General features: G+C 70.6%; 15 protein-coding genes, 1 pseudogene and 1 riboswitch. Of the genes and pseudogenes, 9 read left to right on the top strand and 7 right to left on the bottom strand.

What is annotated here, in order from left to right:
• Positions 1 to 21 precede the first annotated feature (21 nt).
• On the bottom strand, positions 22 to 462 hold the full coding sequence (locus AB0J66_RS05195; RefSeq protein ID WP_364655818.1) for a hypothetical protein: 441 nt from the start codon (positions 460 to 462) through the stop codon (positions 22 to 24).
• Between the two features lie 1,740 nt (positions 463 to 2,202).
• Between AB0J66_RS05195 and AB0J66_RS05190 the strand changes: the two genes are divergently transcribed.
• Entirely contained in the window at positions 2,203 to 2,346 is a 144-nt protein-coding gene (locus AB0J66_RS05190; protein ID WP_364655816.1) for a hypothetical protein, read from the top strand.
• A 413-nt stretch (positions 2,347 to 2,759) separates the two neighbouring features.
• Here AB0J66_RS05190 and AB0J66_RS05185 read toward each other — a convergent pair whose 3' ends face one another.
• The 4 genes and pseudogenes from AB0J66_RS05185 to mgrA all read right to left on the bottom strand — a co-directional run bounded on the left by AB0J66_RS05185 (position 2,760) and on the right by mgrA (position 5,697).
• The gene (locus AB0J66_RS05185; RefSeq protein ID WP_364655814.1) at positions 2,760 to 3,140 is read right to left on the bottom strand and encodes a hypothetical protein; all 381 of its coding nucleotides are present in this window, start codon (positions 3,138 to 3,140) and stop codon (positions 2,760 to 2,762) included.
• Positions 3,141 to 3,259: 119 nt separating this feature from the next.
• A pseudogene (locus AB0J66_RS05180) lies at positions 3,260 to 4,013 on the bottom strand (nucleotidyltransferase domain-containing protein).
• On the bottom strand, positions 4,010 to 4,684 hold the full coding sequence (locus AB0J66_RS05175; protein ID WP_364655813.1) for a nucleotidyltransferase domain-containing protein: 675 nt from the start codon (positions 4,682 to 4,684) through the stop codon (positions 4,010 to 4,012). Before AB0J66_RS05175 ends, AB0J66_RS05180 begins: the two are co-directional and overlap by 4 nt.
• Before the next feature lie 17 nt (positions 4,685 to 4,701).
• Positions 4,702 to 5,697 carry an L-glyceraldehyde 3-phosphate reductase gene (gene mgrA / locus AB0J66_RS05170; protein ID WP_364655811.1) on the bottom strand — a complete coding sequence of 332 codons (996 nt, stop codon included), beginning with the start codon at positions 5,695 to 5,697 and terminating at the stop codon, positions 4,702 to 4,704.
• A 52-nt stretch (positions 5,698 to 5,749) separates the two neighbouring features.
• Positions 5,750 to 5,844, top strand: a riboswitch (glycine riboswitch).
• A 77-nt stretch (positions 5,845 to 5,921) separates the two neighbouring features.
• Here mgrA and gcvP point away from each other — a divergent pair.
• Positions 5,922 to 8,720: an aminomethyl-transferring glycine dehydrogenase gene (gene gcvP / locus AB0J66_RS05165; protein WP_364655809.1), complete on the top strand. Its 2,799-nt coding sequence runs from the start codon at positions 5,922 to 5,924 to the stop codon at positions 8,718 to 8,720.
• A gap of 91 nt (positions 8,721 to 8,811) precedes the next feature.
• On the opposite strand, the gene AB0J66_RS05160 is transcribed toward gcvP, so the two are convergent.
• A complete protein-coding gene (locus AB0J66_RS05160) occupies positions 8,812 to 9,012 on the bottom strand; it encodes a DUF5999 family protein (protein WP_364655807.1) in 201 nt (66 codons plus the stop codon).
• A gap of 226 nt (positions 9,013 to 9,238) precedes the next feature.
• On the opposite strand from AB0J66_RS05160, the gene AB0J66_RS05155 reads away from it, so the two are divergent.
• Both AB0J66_RS05155 and AB0J66_RS05150 read left to right on the top strand, forming a co-directional pair.
• The gene (locus AB0J66_RS05155; protein ID WP_364655805.1) at positions 9,239 to 10,348 is read left to right on the top strand and encodes a chorismate-binding protein; all 1,110 of its coding nucleotides are present in this window, start codon (positions 9,239 to 9,241) and stop codon (positions 10,346 to 10,348) included.
• A 75-nt stretch (positions 10,349 to 10,423) separates the two neighbouring features.
• Entirely contained in the window at positions 10,424 to 11,002 is a 579-nt protein-coding gene (locus AB0J66_RS05150; protein ID WP_364655803.1) for a dihydrofolate reductase family protein, read from the top strand.
• A 1-nt stretch (position 11,003) separates the two neighbouring features.
• Here AB0J66_RS05150 and AB0J66_RS05145 read toward each other — a convergent pair whose 3' ends face one another.
• Positions 11,004 to 11,132 (bottom strand): hypothetical protein, encoded by a 129-nt coding sequence (locus AB0J66_RS05145; protein ID WP_364655801.1) that lies wholly within the window; start codon positions 11,130 to 11,132, stop codon positions 11,004 to 11,006.
• Positions 11,133 to 11,307: 175 nt separating this feature from the next.
• On the opposite strand from AB0J66_RS05145, the gene AB0J66_RS05140 reads away from it, so the two are divergent.
• The 5 genes from AB0J66_RS05140 (at position 11,308) to AB0J66_RS05120 (ending at position 14,764) form a co-directional block, all read left to right on the top strand.
• On the top strand, positions 11,308 to 12,306 hold the full coding sequence (locus tag AB0J66_RS05140) for an LD-carboxypeptidase (protein ID WP_364655799.1): 999 nt from the start codon (positions 11,308 to 11,310) through the stop codon (positions 12,304 to 12,306).
• Between the two features lie 164 nt (positions 12,307 to 12,470).
• Positions 12,471 to 12,758 carry a hypothetical protein gene (locus tag AB0J66_RS05135; RefSeq protein ID WP_364655797.1) on the top strand — a complete coding sequence of 96 codons (288 nt, stop codon included), beginning with the start codon at positions 12,471 to 12,473 and terminating at the stop codon, positions 12,756 to 12,758.
• Between the two features lie 141 nt (positions 12,759 to 12,899).
• Positions 12,900 to 13,754: a hypothetical protein gene (locus tag AB0J66_RS05130; protein WP_364655795.1), complete on the top strand. Its 855-nt coding sequence runs from the start codon at positions 12,900 to 12,902 to the stop codon at positions 13,752 to 13,754.
• On the top strand, positions 13,751 to 14,242 hold the full coding sequence (locus tag AB0J66_RS05125; protein WP_364655793.1) for a SigE family RNA polymerase sigma factor: 492 nt from the start codon (positions 13,751 to 13,753) through the stop codon (positions 14,240 to 14,242). Before AB0J66_RS05130 ends, AB0J66_RS05125 begins: the two co-directional genes overlap by 4 nt.
• 21 nt (positions 14,243 to 14,263) lie before the next feature.
• Positions 14,264 to 14,764, top strand: a complete 501-nt coding sequence (locus AB0J66_RS05120) for a peptide deformylase (protein ID WP_364655791.1) — start codon at positions 14,264 to 14,266, stop codon at positions 14,762 to 14,764.
• The last annotated feature ends 52 nt before the right edge of the window (positions 14,765 to 14,816 follow it).

The raw sequence follows: 14,816 nt of genomic DNA, 5'->3' as shown, positions 1-14,816 counted from the left end.
GGAGACGGTAGGGCCCGCCCCTCAGCCCACCGCCTCGGCCTCGCGCAGCCCGCCGTCGATCAGGTAAGCCTCCCAGCGGCGCGACTTGTCATGCCACGTCGGGTCCGCCGAGTCGGTGGCCGCAAGCCACTTGCAGGCCCGCTCCAGCCCGCCACCCGTCGTGAGCATCGCGCGTGCCTCGGCCCGGACTTCACTCGGCACGGCGTAGATGTGGAGCACACAGCGCGAGTTGCCGGGAGTCCCGCGGGCGAGGTAGTACGTGTTGCCGAGGTCCCTGTACCGGGCGGCCCGGACCAGGAGGAGACCGGCCTCCGTGCCCCCGGCCGGCACGCTGAAATCCAGCGAGAGCAGATGAACACGGGCGGACCGCACCGCTTCCTCGACAATCGTCCGCCCGACCGGGTAGGACCAGCCGGCCCGCAGCTTGCCCCGGTCGTAGCTGTCCCACGGCCCGTCCGTCACCCGCCCGACAGTACCGGCCGACGAGCAGCCGGCCCGATCCGATACGGCGCCGGCCATCCGATGATGACCGCCCGGAGGCGTCAGTGGCCACTTCCGAGCCGTTCACGCTCCGTGCAAGCGGCCATGAAGCCTCGCGGGACGAGAGCGCGCGGCTTCGTCGAATTTAGTGTGCCGGGCTCCGTGGCTGAGGCTTCTCTCTGCGGATTTGTTTGTGCCGATCAGTTCGAGGATGCGTACCGTTATCTCGAGACAGGAAATCAAGGTTGGTTCCGATACGTTTCCGGTGGTGTGATCGGGTACAGCGTAAGCGTTCTGTTGCAGCGTGCCGACCGTCGGTCATTCTTTTTCGGGTAGCGGAGGAGGGCCAACGGGGATGGGCCGGCTCGCCTGAATAGGCGATAGAGTGGCGTGCGTGTGCGGCGGCGGGTGGCGCCTCCGAACAGACCCGGTTGACTTGATCAAACGGGTCGGCGGGACCGGGTGCGATCACCGTGGTGCCCGAGCCGCCGGCCGGCGCCGACGTGACGGGCTCGCCGGGCGCAGACGCGGTCACGGACGTCGCCGCTTTGGCCGCCGCCAGCGAGTGCGGCCCGGGTTCGGTCATCGCCGGTTCGTTCGCCGACAGGGGATGGGGCCTGGGTTCGGCTGTTGCCGGTTCGCTCGCCGCCGGTGGGCGGGGCCCGAGTTCGGCTTCGCCGCTTCGGCCGCCGCCGGTGACCGGGGCGCGGGCATAGGTGCTGCTGGCAGGTGGCGTGCGGCTGGCTTCTGCCGGTTCCATCATCGCTGGTTGCTCAGGCCCGGGCCCGGGCCCTGCCGGCTCGATGGCTGCTGGCGCGAGGGATGTCCGTGTGAGTGGTGATGGTTGCGGTGTGCCCGGCTCTGAGGCGCGGGGCGGTCGTGTCGCAGTGGTGTTCTCGGTGGCGCTCGTCCAGCCGGCCGGAGGCTGGGGCATCCGCCGCTCGCGGGCACACCGGGCGAACTCGGCCCGGGCCGCCTCCACGGATCCGTACATGCGGCGCTGCTTCTCGGCGTGCCGTTGCGCTAATCCCCAATCGCGGCGCTTTTTCAGAAGACGCCGGGTTTCTTCGTGCTCGGCAGAATAGTTCTTGGCCTTGGTTCGATCGCGCATCGTTGTCGTCTCGGCCCGGCCGAACAATGACATCTGCCCTCGCATACAGAAATTGTCCCGCACCCGAGACGGTGACGTCAGCGTTGGATCATGCCAACCTCGGGATTCGAGCCTTTTCACGATGCGCTGACAAGATTTATCGCGCCATGGCCGCGGCCGCGCTAATGTGTACGGACCTGCCATAGACAGGGGACGCCCGGCTTCGCCATACGTTACTTTGAGTTAGCGTCGCACCTGTTGGCGGCCGCGAACCGGTACTCACTGAGAAGTAGCACCCCACATCGAGGAGGGGGGGGACCTCATGGGTGCTGAACTTGGCCACGCTTGAGCCAATGCGGAAACGAAGCCGGCCTGTGGATCGGGCCGGTGGGGCAGACGGTGGCTTATCGGTCGACCGGGCCAGGTTGGACTTGCTAGCGCGGCCCCAGACCAAGCCGCACAGGACCCCGCCGGAGCAGGTGAGGGCGGAGGCCAGGAACGGCACCTTCACGGCGACGAGGTAGTCGGAGGAAATCAGCAGGCCGCCGACGACCATCAACGCCCCCAGAACAGCGAGAGTTTTCCAGGCTCGACGGGACAGCGGAGACACCTCCTCAGTCCATCAGATCAACATGGCCGAGGAGCTGAAGAGGGTTGCTTCCGTCGTGACGGCGAAGATGGTCGGCCGGCTGACCGCGGTGGCGGTCCGAGCGGGCCGCGCGCCGGCGTCGGGTCTCGCTGCCGCCGATGAGCAACATGGCCGAGACAGCTGGTGAGGTGGCCTCCACCGTGGCGGCGAAGGTGGGCGTGGTGGCCGGTCGGCCCCGTGTAGCCGGCACCGCGTGGGCCGGCCTTCGGGGGTTCCGGCGCTCGAGTGCCAGGCGGGGCCGCTACCCACGCCGTGCGAACCGCCGAGGTTTGGCGCGCCGCCCAGGCGCTGTGGCGCGCCGCCGTCGGGTCCTTTTGCCGCTGGTGAGTCGGTGGGCGGATGCTTATTGGAGCTGACCCGGAAAACGCGGGAGATCCCGGCACGGTCGACAAGACGGCCGTGCGCGACGCGCTGACCGGTGTCGGCCTGCGCATTCAGGCCGCGGTCGGAGCGACGAGTTCCCCTGGGGGTCGCGCTCGAGCCGCGGTCGGAGGGACGAGGTCGGCTGCGGCGCCAGGGGACCGGTCGGGCGGGCTTGAGTCAGCGGGACCCGGCGGTGGCTGCGGCCAAGTGGTCGGCGGCGCGGCGGGCGGCGGCTAGACGCAGGTGGGGGTGGCGGGTTTCCCAGGCGGCGCGGACGGCTCGGGGGAGGTTCAGGTCGGGCCAGACGCGGATGAGGGTGGGGCCGTGCAGGTAGGTGCGGAGCTCGTCGATGCGGATGGCTTCGCGGAGGACGTTCTCGTACATCCAGGCCAGCATGGTGGGCTCGGACAGGTCGAAGGCGCGCTGCGGGCCCCACCAGAGACGCAGGGGGAGCTCGACCAGGCCGGTGGTGGGGCCGCTGAGCTCGCCGAGGGTGCCTGCCACGAGGACCGGCCGGTGGGGCCGGGCGAGGTGAATGTGGGCAAGAGTGGCGCGCATGCGATCAGAGTAGACGACCAACCGCTGCGGAACTGAATTCCTAGAGTCCTAGGAAGCTTTAGGGGCAGTGCGGCGAGCCGCACCAAAGACAAATACGACGGCTTCGCCGACCGGCGATTTCAGACCGTTGAGAGGCGGGCCTGTACGACGAGGTCGTGCAAAGCGGCGACCGAGGAAGCGGCCGGCATCGCGGGCAGGAACGACGCCTGGCGGGCCTCTTCCAGGTCCGTACGCAGGGCGTCCGCGTCCGATCGGAGGCGCGGAATCCATTCGGTGGGGAAGGGGCTGTGTTCGGCCGAGCGCTTCTGGGCGATGAGTTCGGCCACATAGGAAAGGCCGGTGCTCAGGATGTTCAGGTCGGTTTCCAAATCGCCGGTGCGCATCAGGTGGCGGCCGGTGAGGAGCGCGCGCAGCAGATACAGGGCCGGTTTGAGATCGCCGGTCTTGTCGAACAGTTTCTGCTGGGTGGTGGCGAAGCCCAAGTAGTGGTGGGCGTGGTTGCTGGTGATGAGGCCGGGCGCCAATTCCTTCAGCGCGGCGTGCAGCGGCGACGTCGTGACGATCAGCGGGGAGAGCAGCTGCTCGAGGACGTAGCCGTTGCGGCTGTTGAGCAGCCGGGCGAACTTGAGCAGGTCGTGGCTGACCACGTCGAGTTCGACGCCGTCGCGGTAGCCGCCGGTCTGCACGGTGTCGGGGCCGGTGTGCAGGCCGACGACCGCGGTGGCGGGCAGCAGGTGGGCGGCGCGTAGGTCGAGGTCGGAGTTGGTGGAGGGGAAACCGTAGAGGTGGGCGCCGCTGACCGTTGCGGAAGATCACTTCGTGGGGGAGGGTGGCGATGATCTCCGCCGACCACGGGGGCACGTCGAGCGTCATGTCAGGCCTCTCTCGCGTACGCGCACCAGCAGTTGATCGATGGTCGTGCGGTCGGGCTCGGGCGGCAGGGCGGTGGTGGCGGCCGCGGTGGCGAGGTCGGCTTGGAGGTCGGCGGCCCATGCGGTCACGTCGGGCCATGCGACGTGGCCGTGCTTGACGGCGAGGAGACGGTCGCGGGCGAAGGACACATCGACCAACACCTGGCCGGTACGCAGGACGTGGGCGCCCGCCATGAGCAGGCGGATCATGTGCATGGCCTGCTTGTGGTTGGTCTCGCCGGTACGCTCGCGGCGGGTGGTGACGCGGGCGAGCTGGTCACGGGCGTACGACCCGTACGTCTCGGCTAGGCGCCGGGAGAGGAACGCCTGGCGTACGCCCCGCAGGTCCTCCCCGTCGGGGGTGAGGTGCTCGATCAAGGGTGACCAGAGGACCTCGAGCACGGTGGGGTTGGCCTGCAAGGCGAGTGTGCAGAAGCGGTCGAGCTCCCACGAGAACTGCTCCTCGAGCGGGCCGTCGAGGTGGGTCGGTGGCTTGTCGAGGGGCCAGAACAGGCGGGTGGGGGCGGCGTAGACGCCGCGGCGGTCGTGGTCGGAATCCGGGCCGGCCAGGCCGTAGGCGCGGGATCCGACCACGACGCGCAGGATCGTGTGCTTCTCGACCAGGTCGATCATGGTCGAGAAGATAGCGCCTAGAGGTCGAGGACGGTGCCGTCGATCTCGCCGATCTCCTCGTCGGTCAGCGACAGGTTGCTGGTCGCGGCGACGTTGTTCTCCAGCTGCTCGACGCTGCTGGCGCCGATGATGAGGCTGGTCATCCGCTGGTCGCGCAGGGCCCAGGCCAGGGCCATCTGGGCCAGGGACTGCCCGCGGCGCTTCGCGATGTCGTTGAGGGCGTGGATGCGGGCCAGGGTGCCCTTGTCCAGGTCGCTCTCGTTGAGGAAGTTGCTGGTGCGGACGCGGCTGTCGTCGGGGATGCCGCCGAGGTAGCGGTCGGTGAGCAGGCCCTGCTGCAGGGGGCTGAAGCCGATGGCGCCGGCGCCGGCGGTCTCCAGGGTGTCGAGCAGGTTGTCCTTCTCGATCCAGCGGTTGAGGATCGAGTACGACGGCTGGTGGATCAGCAGCGGGGTGCCGAGCTCGCGCAGGATGCGGGCGGCCTCAGCGGTCTGGGCGCTGTTGTAGTTGCTGATGCCGACGTACTGGGCTTTGCCGGCGCGGACGACGGCGTCGAGGGCGCCCATGGTCTCCTCGATCGGGGTGTCCGGGTCGGGCCGGTGGTGGTAGAAGATGTCGACGTAGTCGAGGCCGAGGCGCTGCAGGGACTGGTCGAGGCTGCTGATGAGGTATTTGCGGCTGCCCCACTCGCCGTACGGGCCGGGCCACATGTAGTAGCCGGCCTTGGTCGAGACGACGAGCTCGTCGCGGTGGTTCTTGAAATCCGAGTTCAGGATGCGGCCGAAGTTCTCCTCGGCGCTGCCGGGCGGCGGGCCGTAGTTGTTGGCCAGGTCGAAGTGGGTGACCCCGAGGTCGAAGGCGCGGCGGACGATGTCGCGCTGGCGCTGCCAGGGGCGCTCGTGGCCGAAGTTGTGCCAGAGGCCGAGCGAGATCACGGGGAGTTTGAGTCCGCTGCGGCCGGCGCGCCGGTAGGTCATGGTGTCGTAGCGGTCGCCCGCGGGGGTGTAGGTCACAGTCCTACCCTTCCGGTTTCCTGGCTGTGCTGTATCCACTGGTAGTTTGGTGCTTAGCCATGCGGGAGAGATCGCCGGGGTTACCGGCGGCGCCGAAGGGGCAAATCCTCCCCGGAACCTCTCAGGCAAAAGGACCGCATGGGCAGGCGACTCTGAAGCGCGCGTTCTCTCAGACGGCGTGACAGAGGGGGAGGCCGCCTTGTCGACCTCTCCTAGGAGCCGTCATGACGTTCGCATCCCGGCACATCGGCCCGGACCAGGACGAGCAGACCCACATGCTCAAGACCATCGGGTACGCGTCGCTGGACGCTCTGATGGACGCCGCCATTCCCGAGGTGATCCGCTGGCACGGCAGCCTGGATATGCCGGCCGCCGCCTCCGAGGAGGAGACGATCGCCGAGCTGCGGGCGATCGCGGCGCGCAACACGGTGACGACCTCGATGATCGGGCTCGGCTACTACGGCACGCACGTGCCGGCCGTGATCAAGCGGAACGTGCTGGAGAACCCGGCCTGGTACACGGCGTACACCCCGTACCAGCCGGAGATCAGCCAGGGGCGGCTCGAGGCGCTGCTGAACTTCCAGACCATGGTGACCGATCTGACCGGTCTGACCACGGCCAACGCGTCGATGCTGGACGAGGGCACGGCGGTGGCGGAGGCGATGACCCTCGCCCGGCGGGCTTCCAAGGTCAAGTCCGGGGTGTACGTGGTGGATGCGGACACGTTGCCCCAGACGCTGTCCGTGCTGCGGACCCGGGCCGAGCCGCTCGGTATTCAGTTGCACGTGGTCGACCTCGATGACGAGACGGCCGCCCTGCCCGACGAGTACTTCGGGCTTCACCTGCAGTACCCGGGCGCGTCGGGCGCTGTCCGCGACCACGCCGCGCTGGTCGAGCGGGCCCACGCCGCCGGCGCGCTGGTCACGGTGGCCGCCGATCTGCTGGCGCTGACGCTGCTGCGGGCGCCGGGCGAGATCGGGGCGGACATCGCGGCCGGTACGACCCAGCGCTTCGGGGTGCCGCTGGGCTTCGGTGGCCCGCACGCCGGGTACCTCGCGGTGCGCGCCGGTCTGGAGCGGTCGCTGCCGGGCCGTCTCGTGGGTGTCTCGAAGGACGCCGACGGCGCTCAGGCGTACCGCCTGGCCCTGCAGACCCGCGAGCAGCACATCCGCCGGGAGAAGGCGACGAGCAACATCTGTACGGCCCAGGTGCTCCTCGCGGTCATGGCCAGCATGTACGCGGTCTATCACGGCCCGGCCGGGTTGAAGGCGATCGCGAAGCGGGTGCACGACCACGCGCTGACCGTGGCCGGCAGTCTGACCGCGGCCGGGATCTCGGTGACCAGCGACGCTTTCTTCGACACGGTGACCGCGGTGGTGCCGGGCCGGGCGGCCGACATCGTGGCGGCTGCGGCGGCCGAGGGGGTCGACCTGCGGATGGTCGACGCCGATCACGTGTCGGTGGCGTGCGACGAGACCACGACGGCGGCGCATCTGGCCACGGTGTTGACCGCGTTCGGAGTTCCGGCGGCGGCGCCGGCCGCCTGCGGGGCCAGGCCCCTCGGGCGTACGTCGCCGTATCTGACCCACCCGGTCTTCCACAGCCACCACTCGGAGACGAGCATGCTGCGCTACCTGCGCAAGCTCTCGGACCGCGACTACGCGCTGGACCGGGGCATGATCCCGCTGGGCTCGTGCACGATGAAGCTCAACGCCACCACCGAGATGGAGCCGGTGACCTGGTCCGAGTTCGCCGACATCCACCCGTACGCGCCGGCGTCGCGCACAGCCGGTTACGAGCACCTGGTGTCGTCGCTGGAGGGCTGGCTGGCCGAGATCACCGGGTACGACGCGGTGAGCGTACAGCCGAACGCCGGATCCCAGGGTGAGCTGGCCGGCCTGCTGGCCATCCGGGGTTACCACCGGTCGCGGGGTGAGGAGCACCGCAACGTGTGCCTGATCCCGTCGAGCGCGCACGGCACCAACGCGGCCAGCGCGGTCATGGCCGGCATGAAGGTCGTCGTCGTGGCCTGCGACGAGAACGGCAACGTCGACATGGCGGATCTGCACGCGAAGATCGCGGCTCACGCGGCCAACTTGGCCGCGATCATGGTGACCTACCCGTCGACCCACGGGGTGTACGAGACGTCGATCGCCGACCTGTGCGCGGCGGTGCACGACGCCGGCGGTCAGGTGTACGTGGACGGGGCGAACCTGAACGCGCTGGTCGGCTATGCGCGGCCGGGCCGGTTCGGGGCCGACGTGTCGCACCTGAACCTGCACAAGACGTTCTGCATCCCGCACGGCGGTGGCGGCCCGGGTGTGGGCCCGGTCGCGGTCCGCGCGCACCTGTCGTCCTTCCTGCCGGGCGACCCGCTGACGTCCTCCTCGGTGTCGTCGGCCGCCCACGGTTCCGCGGGCATTCTGCCGATCTCGTGGGCCTACCTGCGGATGATGGGCCCGGACGGGCTGGTCGCGGCGACCGGCGCCGCGGTGCTGACGGCCAACTACGTGGCCTCGCGGCTCAGCGAGCACTTCCCGGTGCTCTACGCGGGCAACAACGGGCTGGTCGCGCACGAGTGCATCCTCGACCTGCGGCCGATGACCAAGGCGACCGGCGTCTCGGTCGACGACGTGGCCAAGCGGCTGATCGACTACGGCTTCCACGCGCCGACGATGTCGTTCCCGGTGGCCGGCACGCTGATGGTGGAGCCGACCGAGAGCGAGGACCTGGCCGAGCTGGACCGGTTCTGCGACGCGATGATCGCGATCAAGGCGGAGATCGATCAGGTGGCGGCGGGGGTGTGGCCGGCCGGGGACAACCCGCTGTCCAACGCCCCGCACACGGCGTCGGCGGTGACGGCGGACGAGTGGGAGCACCCGTACCCGCGGTCGGTGGCGGGCTTCCCGCCGGGAGTGGACCGGACGGCGAAGTACTGGCCGCCGGTGCGCCGGATCGACGGGGCGTACGGCGACCGGAACCTGGTCTGCTCGTGCCCGGCGCCCGAAGCGTTCGAGGACTGATTTCGGTTTGCCCTGGTGTGGGGGTCGATCCTCCGCACCAGGGCTGTCGTGTTCTGGCTACTCTGAGTAACCTTGAAATGTCCGCTTTGTTCTACGCCGCGAGGGCGTGCCGGGCGGGGCCCCGGTGCGGCTCGATCATGGTGCCGTCGGGGAGGATCTCACCCGTGTCCTCGAAGACGATGACGCCGTTGCAGAGCAGGCTCCAGCCCTGCTCGCGGAACGTGGCGACGGTCCGTGCGGCCTCGCGGTCGACGGCCTCGGCGTTGGGACATTGGTCTGTGTGCTGGCACAACATCGTGATTCTCCGGTCGGGGGTTGTGTGAAGACTCACAACGACGGTGACGGACGTTACCTCAATCCGAACGACCTTGGATCGGGCGGGTGACGGCGTCCCATTGAAAGAATCCTCGGTTCCGATGGTCCACGGAACTCCTCCGATCGACCACTTCTCGGCACCTCTTTCGGGGTCGCCGCCGGGCGCTCCGGCGTCCTGCCAGGGCCGTCACCGTGCGTCAACAGTGTTGCAGTGGTACCGGTGTGACGGTGGTGACCCTGCCGAGCTTGTCGCTGAGTTCTTCGGAGCCAACGGACTGCCGGTGCGAAATATTGGCCGAACGGCCACCCAGGTTCGCCCGACCGGCGCTGGCTCCGTCTGCGGGGCGGCACTCTACGTGTCGGCTGATGCCGGTTGCGTGATGGCCGGCGGCACCCTGGGCGCGGCCTCTCCGGTGCCGTCCATTCCCGACGTCTACGCGGTCGTGTACGTCCACACCACCGATAGTGCGAGCCCTGCGCAACCTGGCGATTACACGCTGGGATCGTGGACGCCGAGCTGGTCCGGGACCGCGCACGCTGAAGCGGTTCAGGCCGTTCGGGAGGCCATCGGGCGCGGCGACGTCTACCAAGCCAACGTCGTGGGGCACGCCAGCGCGCCGTACACAGGCTCGCCGGCCGCGGCCCTGCACCGGGTGGCCTCACTGCCCGGCGCGCGCTACGGCGGCGTTCTGGCGGGTTCGGGGTGGGCGCTGGCCACGGCGTCGCCGGAGACGCTGGTCGAGGTCCGGGACGGGCGGGTCATCACCCGGCCGATCAAGGGCACCCGCCCCGCCACCGCCGCCGGCCGGGCGGAGCTGCTCGCCTCGGCCAAGGAACGCGCCGAGCACGTCATGATCGTGGACCTCGAACGCAACGACCTGGCCCGGCTGCCCGGGCTCGGCCCGGTCACGGTGGACGAGCTGTTCGCCGTACGCCGGTGGGCCGGTCTCTGGCAGGCCGAGTCGGTCGTGTCGGCCCCGGTCCTGGGCGGGCTCGACCTGGCGGATCTGCTGCGGGCGGTCTGCCCCGGCGGGTCGGTGACCGGGGCGCCGAAGCTGGCCGCCCTGGCCGAGATCGCCCGGCTCGAGCCGGTCGGGCGCGGGGTCAGCATGGGCGCGGCCGGCTGGGTCGGGCACGACCATCTCGATCTGGGGCTGACGATCCGTACGGTGGCCGCGGACGGCGCCCGCCTGCACGCCTGGGCGGGAGGCGGTATCACCTGGGACAGCGACCCGGACGACGAGGTCGCCGAGGCCGCGTCCAAGGCGGCCCCGATCCGCGCGGCGCTGGCCCCTCGCCGGCCCCCGGCGTAGATCAGCGCCGCCCCTGGCACCGGTCGCCCCGCAGGTCCGGCGGTTTTGTCAGACCCCCGTGGCAGGGTGATGCCCGTGCCGAAGACGCAGTACTACACCGCGACCACGCTCGACGGGTACATCGCCGACGAGCACAACTCCCTCGACTGGCTCTTCGAGGCCGACCAGGACCGCGCCGACGAGACCGGCGTGAGCCCGTTCGAGTCCTTCTTCGCCGGGGTCGGGGCCTTCGCCATGGGCGCCACCACCTACGAGTGGGTGCTGGAGCACGAGGCGCTGCTGGACAACCCAGCCAAATGGGCCGAGTACTACGGCGACGTCCCGTCCTGGGTGTTCACCCACCGCGACCTGCCCCCGATCCCCGGCGCCGACGTCACGTTCGTCCAGGGTGACGTCCGCCCGGTCCACGAGGCCATGACCAAGGCCGCCGCCGGCAAGAACATCTGGCTGGTCGGTGGCGGCGACCTGGCCGGCGCCTTCGCCGACGCCACCCTCCTCGATGAGATCATCGTCGGCGTCGCCCCCGTGACCCTGGGCGCCGGCGCCCCACTGCTCCCACGCCGCCTCACCTCGCGCCGCCTCACCCTGACCGACCTGAGCCGGCGCGGCCAGTTCGCCTACCTGACGTACGCCGTCGGCCCACCCGTGTCCTGACTCATCGGACCCGGTCGGGGCGGACGGCGATCGTGCTCACGGTGGCGTCGCCCCAGACCGTCGTGTTCAGGACCCTCTTCTGGTCGAGCGACATCATGGTGAACTCGGGGACGAGGCGTGGGGCGAACACCGCGCCGAAATGGCTGCGCAGCGCGGGTGAGCCGCTGCCGGCCAGGTCTCATTCGCCGGCCGGCCGGACACGCGCCCAGCCGTGGTCGACGCCGAGGAGGAACTCGCGTTCGTCGTCGAGCAGCCCGAACGTAAATGCGTGGCGGGTCTCGGGCGGGGGCAGCGACACTGCGCCGGTGATCGATAGCGGGTGGGAGCGGCTGCTGCGGCCGCGGGCGTTGAAGGCCGGGGAGCTCGTCGTGATCGCGGCGCTGTCCGGGGCGCTGCCGGTGGCGTACGAGTCCAATGTCGCGCAGACGGAGAGCGTGCTGCGGCGGATGGGGTTCCGGGTGCGGCGGGCGCCGCTGCTCGAAGCCGGGCGGCAGCGGTGGTGGAGCGCGGCGGCGCCGGGGGAGATCGCGGCCGAGCTCAACGGGCTGCTGCGTGATCCGGAGGTGCGGGCGATCGTCGCCAGTGACGGCGGTCAGACGGTGTTCGGCTACCTCGACCTGATCGACGTCGAGGCGATCCGGGCCGACCCCAAGCCGATCCTGGGCTACAGCGACATCTCGCTGCTGCACCTGGTGCTCTACGCGCGCACCGGGCTGGTCGGCTTCCATGCCGACATGGCCGTTCCCGGCTTCGGCGGCCATTGGCCGGCGGCACCGGCCGCGCGCCAGGCGCAGCTCGAGTCGCTCTACGCGAAGCTGCTGACCAGTCCCGAGCCGATCGGGGCGCTGCCGGCGGGCCCGTCGTGGGAGTGCTGGCGCCCCGGCCGGGCCGAGGGCCACCTGGTCGGTGGCGTGATCAACCGGATCGCGCTGGTCCAGGCGACCCGGTATGCGCTGCCGCTGGACCGCTTCGACGGCGCGCTGCTGTTCTGGGAGGAGCTGGGCGGCCAGGCCGCGTACGTGTGGAGCTACCTGCACGTGCTGCGCCACGCCGGCATCCTCGACCGCATCGCCGGCATGATCGTCGGCGTCCCGCAGTCGATCGAGGGTCTCGCCCCCGGCTCGTCCCCGACCCTGGCCGAGCTCGTCCTCGACGCCCTCGGCCCGCGCGACATCCCCGTCCTGGGCAACGTCGACCTCGGCCACGCCGGCCCCAACCTGCCCATGCCGGTCGGCCTGCGCGCAGCCCTCGACGCCGGCCGGCGCACCCTGTCCCTGCTCGAACCGGCGGTCCACCCCGGCTGAGCCGCTGCCCGACACCGGCCGGCGCACTTTCTGTCGCTACGCGAATTGGCGGTCCGCCCCGGCTTGGAGGTTGCCTGACGCCACCCGCGGCCCTTGACGGCCGGCGGAGCACCTCGAATGCCATCCTGCTGGGGTGGTGAGCGTGTCGGTCGAGGCGGATGGGGATGATCCCGCCGTCGTGGGAGTTTCATTTCCGGGCCCCTCCCGCCGATCTCGCTCGGTTGCGGTCGATCCGTGAGGCCGACTGGGCCGCCCGGCGTGCGCTGCATATCGGCGAGTGCGGTGGAGTTCCGGTTCACTGGAGCGTCGACAGCGATGCCACGGTTTCGGCATTGGTCGGTGCGGACGACGAGACGTGGCACATCGCTTTCCTCATGCCTGTCGATACGATCGACCAGCTCGCGGCCGAAGCGGTAGACCTACTTCCGCCGCAGGGCACAGCTGTGCCGTAGCCGGTACCGGCTGCCCTGTGCCTGGCGAGAGGACATTTCGGGCGCTCGGATCTTCTCTTGGATCGCGGTCACCAAAAGGCGGGGTTGGCGCGTCTACGCCGGTAGGCGGTTGTGGGGGCGCCGCGGAGTGGGAGGGCTGTTGTGGGCGAAGACCTGCGGGGGTTGCTGCGGGCCGACCTCGACGCGGAGCGGCCGCCGCCGCTGGGGGACCTGGTGGACGTGGCCATGCGGGACGGGCGGCGGGTCCGGCGGCGACGGCGGCTGATGGGTGGCGGTGGGGCTGCGGCGGTGGGAGTGCTCGCGCTGGTGGTGGGTGGCGGTGTGCTGTCGGGGGCCGATGAGCTCGGCGGGGTGGCGGCGGGGCTGGCACCCGCTGTCACGGCGCCTGTGCCCAGTGGCGTGCCCGTGACGCGGGCGGCCGGGAAGTCTCCCGGATCTGTGCCGATCAGCCCGCCGCCGCCCTCGGTGAGCCCGGCCCGCACCCGTACGTTGGCGATCTCCAGCGGGACGTACGGTCCCGCCGAGAAGCGGAAGAAGGCGACGTCCGCGGCCATGGTCTACCTCTTGTCGCAGCTGCTGCCGTCCGCGGCGACGGGGGACTACAGCGTCGCGCCGGGTGGGGAGCTGCGGGTGCGCGCGATGCTGAACAACGGGCTGGGGCCGGGCATGGTCAGCGTCGAGGTGACGCGGATCGGCGTCGGGCCGCCGGTGCCGAAGCGGGGGCAGGTGGCCAAGGTGAGCATCGCGGAGTTCCCGGACGACTGCCGCCGCGACACGTCGGTGGTCGCGGGCTGGCCGGACGGCACGCAGGTGCGGCTCGACGTCGCGGCGTGCCTGCCGGACGGCGGGACCGGGCGTGTGCCGGCGCCGCCGATGCTCGACCCGGACATCGGGGCGAAGATCGCGGCCGATCCGCGGTGGGGCACGGAGATGGACGCGAGCCTGGTCGACGTCGGCGGCAAGCGGTATCCGGATCTGCCGGTGTTCGCCGGATGAGCGCCGATGAGGAGTTCGCCGAGTTCGCGCACGCGCACGCCGAGCGGCTGCGCACGACCGCGTTCATGATGTGCCGGGACTGGCATCTGGCGCAGGACCTGACCCAGACCGCGCTGACCAAGCTGTATTTGAGCTGGCGCAAGGCCGTACAGGCGGACAACCTCACCGCGTACGCCCAGAAGATCCTGTTGCGCAGCTACCTGGACCACCGCCGCCGTCGCTCGTCGACGGAGTCGACGCCGGGCGTGCTCGCCGAGCCGGTGCACTTTGAGAGCCCCGAGCTGCGGCTGACCATGCTCGACGCGCTCGGTCACCTGCCCGAGCGGGACCGGGCGATCGTGATCCTGCGCTACTTCGAGGACTACAGCGTCGAGCAGGTGGCCGACGTGCTCGAGGTGCCGGTCAGCGTGGTCAAGAGCCAGACCCGCCGGTCGCTGGCCAAGCTGCGCCAGCTGCTGGCGGCCGACCAGCTGGCCCTGTTCGGGTAACGACCGGATAGGCTGCTGGCCATGACAGTTCGGCCCATCCGGATCTTCGGTGACGCGGTCCTGCGCACCGAGGCCGACCCCGTGACCTCGTTCGACGCGGAGCTGGGGGCGCTGATCGACGATCTCGAGGACACCGTACGGGTCCCGGGGCGGGCCGGTGTGGCGGCGCCCCAGATCGGCGTCAGCCTGCGCGCCTTCTCCTACAACGTCGGCGGCGTGGTCGGCCACATGATCAACCCGGTGCTCAGCGACTTCGCGGGCGAGCAGGACGACGAGGAGGCCTGCCTGTCGCTGCCCGGGCTCGGCTTCCCGACCAAGCGGGCCCTGTCGGTGGTCGCCCGCGGCTTCGACCGCCACGGCGAGCCCATCGTCATCCCCGGCACCGGGTTCCTGGCCCGCGCCCTGCAGCACGAGACCGACCACCTGGCCGGCCGGCTCTACATCGACACCCTGACCGGCGATGTCCGCCGCCAGGCCCTGCGCGAGCTGCGCCGCGTACGCCCGGCCCCGCCGGGACGCTGACCCGCCTTCCTCGCCGGGCCCCGCCGGGACGCTGACCCGCCGCCCTCGCCCG

Source organism: Actinoplanes sp. NPDC049598, from assembly GCF_040675435.1.
GTDB lineage: Bacteria > Actinomycetota > Actinomycetes > Mycobacteriales > Micromonosporaceae > Actinoplanes.
This window is presented reverse-complemented; position numbering and strand designations above follow the sequence as displayed.

Coding starts and splice junctions, on each gene's coding strand:
- AB0J66_RS05190 (WP_364655816.1), top strand. CDS start 2,203: ATGGCCGAGGAGCTGAAGAGGGTTGCTTCCGTCGTGACGGCGAAGATG.
- AB0J66_RS05185 (WP_364655814.1), bottom strand. CDS start 3,140: ATGCGCGCCACTCTTGCCCACATTCACCTCGCCCGGCCCCACCGGCCG.
- AB0J66_RS05175 (WP_364655813.1), bottom strand. CDS start 4,684: ATGATCGACCTGGTCGAGAAGCACACGATCCTGCGCGTCGTGGTCGGA.
- gcvP (WP_364655809.1), top strand. CDS start 5,922: ATGACGTTCGCATCCCGGCACATCGGCCCGGACCAGGACGAGCAGACC.
- AB0J66_RS05135 (WP_364655797.1), top strand. CDS start 12,471: ATGATCCCGCCGTCGTGGGAGTTTCATTTCCGGGCCCCTCCCGCCGAT.
- AB0J66_RS05125 (WP_364655793.1), top strand. CDS start 13,751: ATGAGCGCCGATGAGGAGTTCGCCGAGTTCGCGCACGCGCACGCCGAG.
- AB0J66_RS05120 (WP_364655791.1), top strand. CDS start 14,264: ATGACAGTTCGGCCCATCCGGATCTTCGGTGACGCGGTCCTGCGCACC.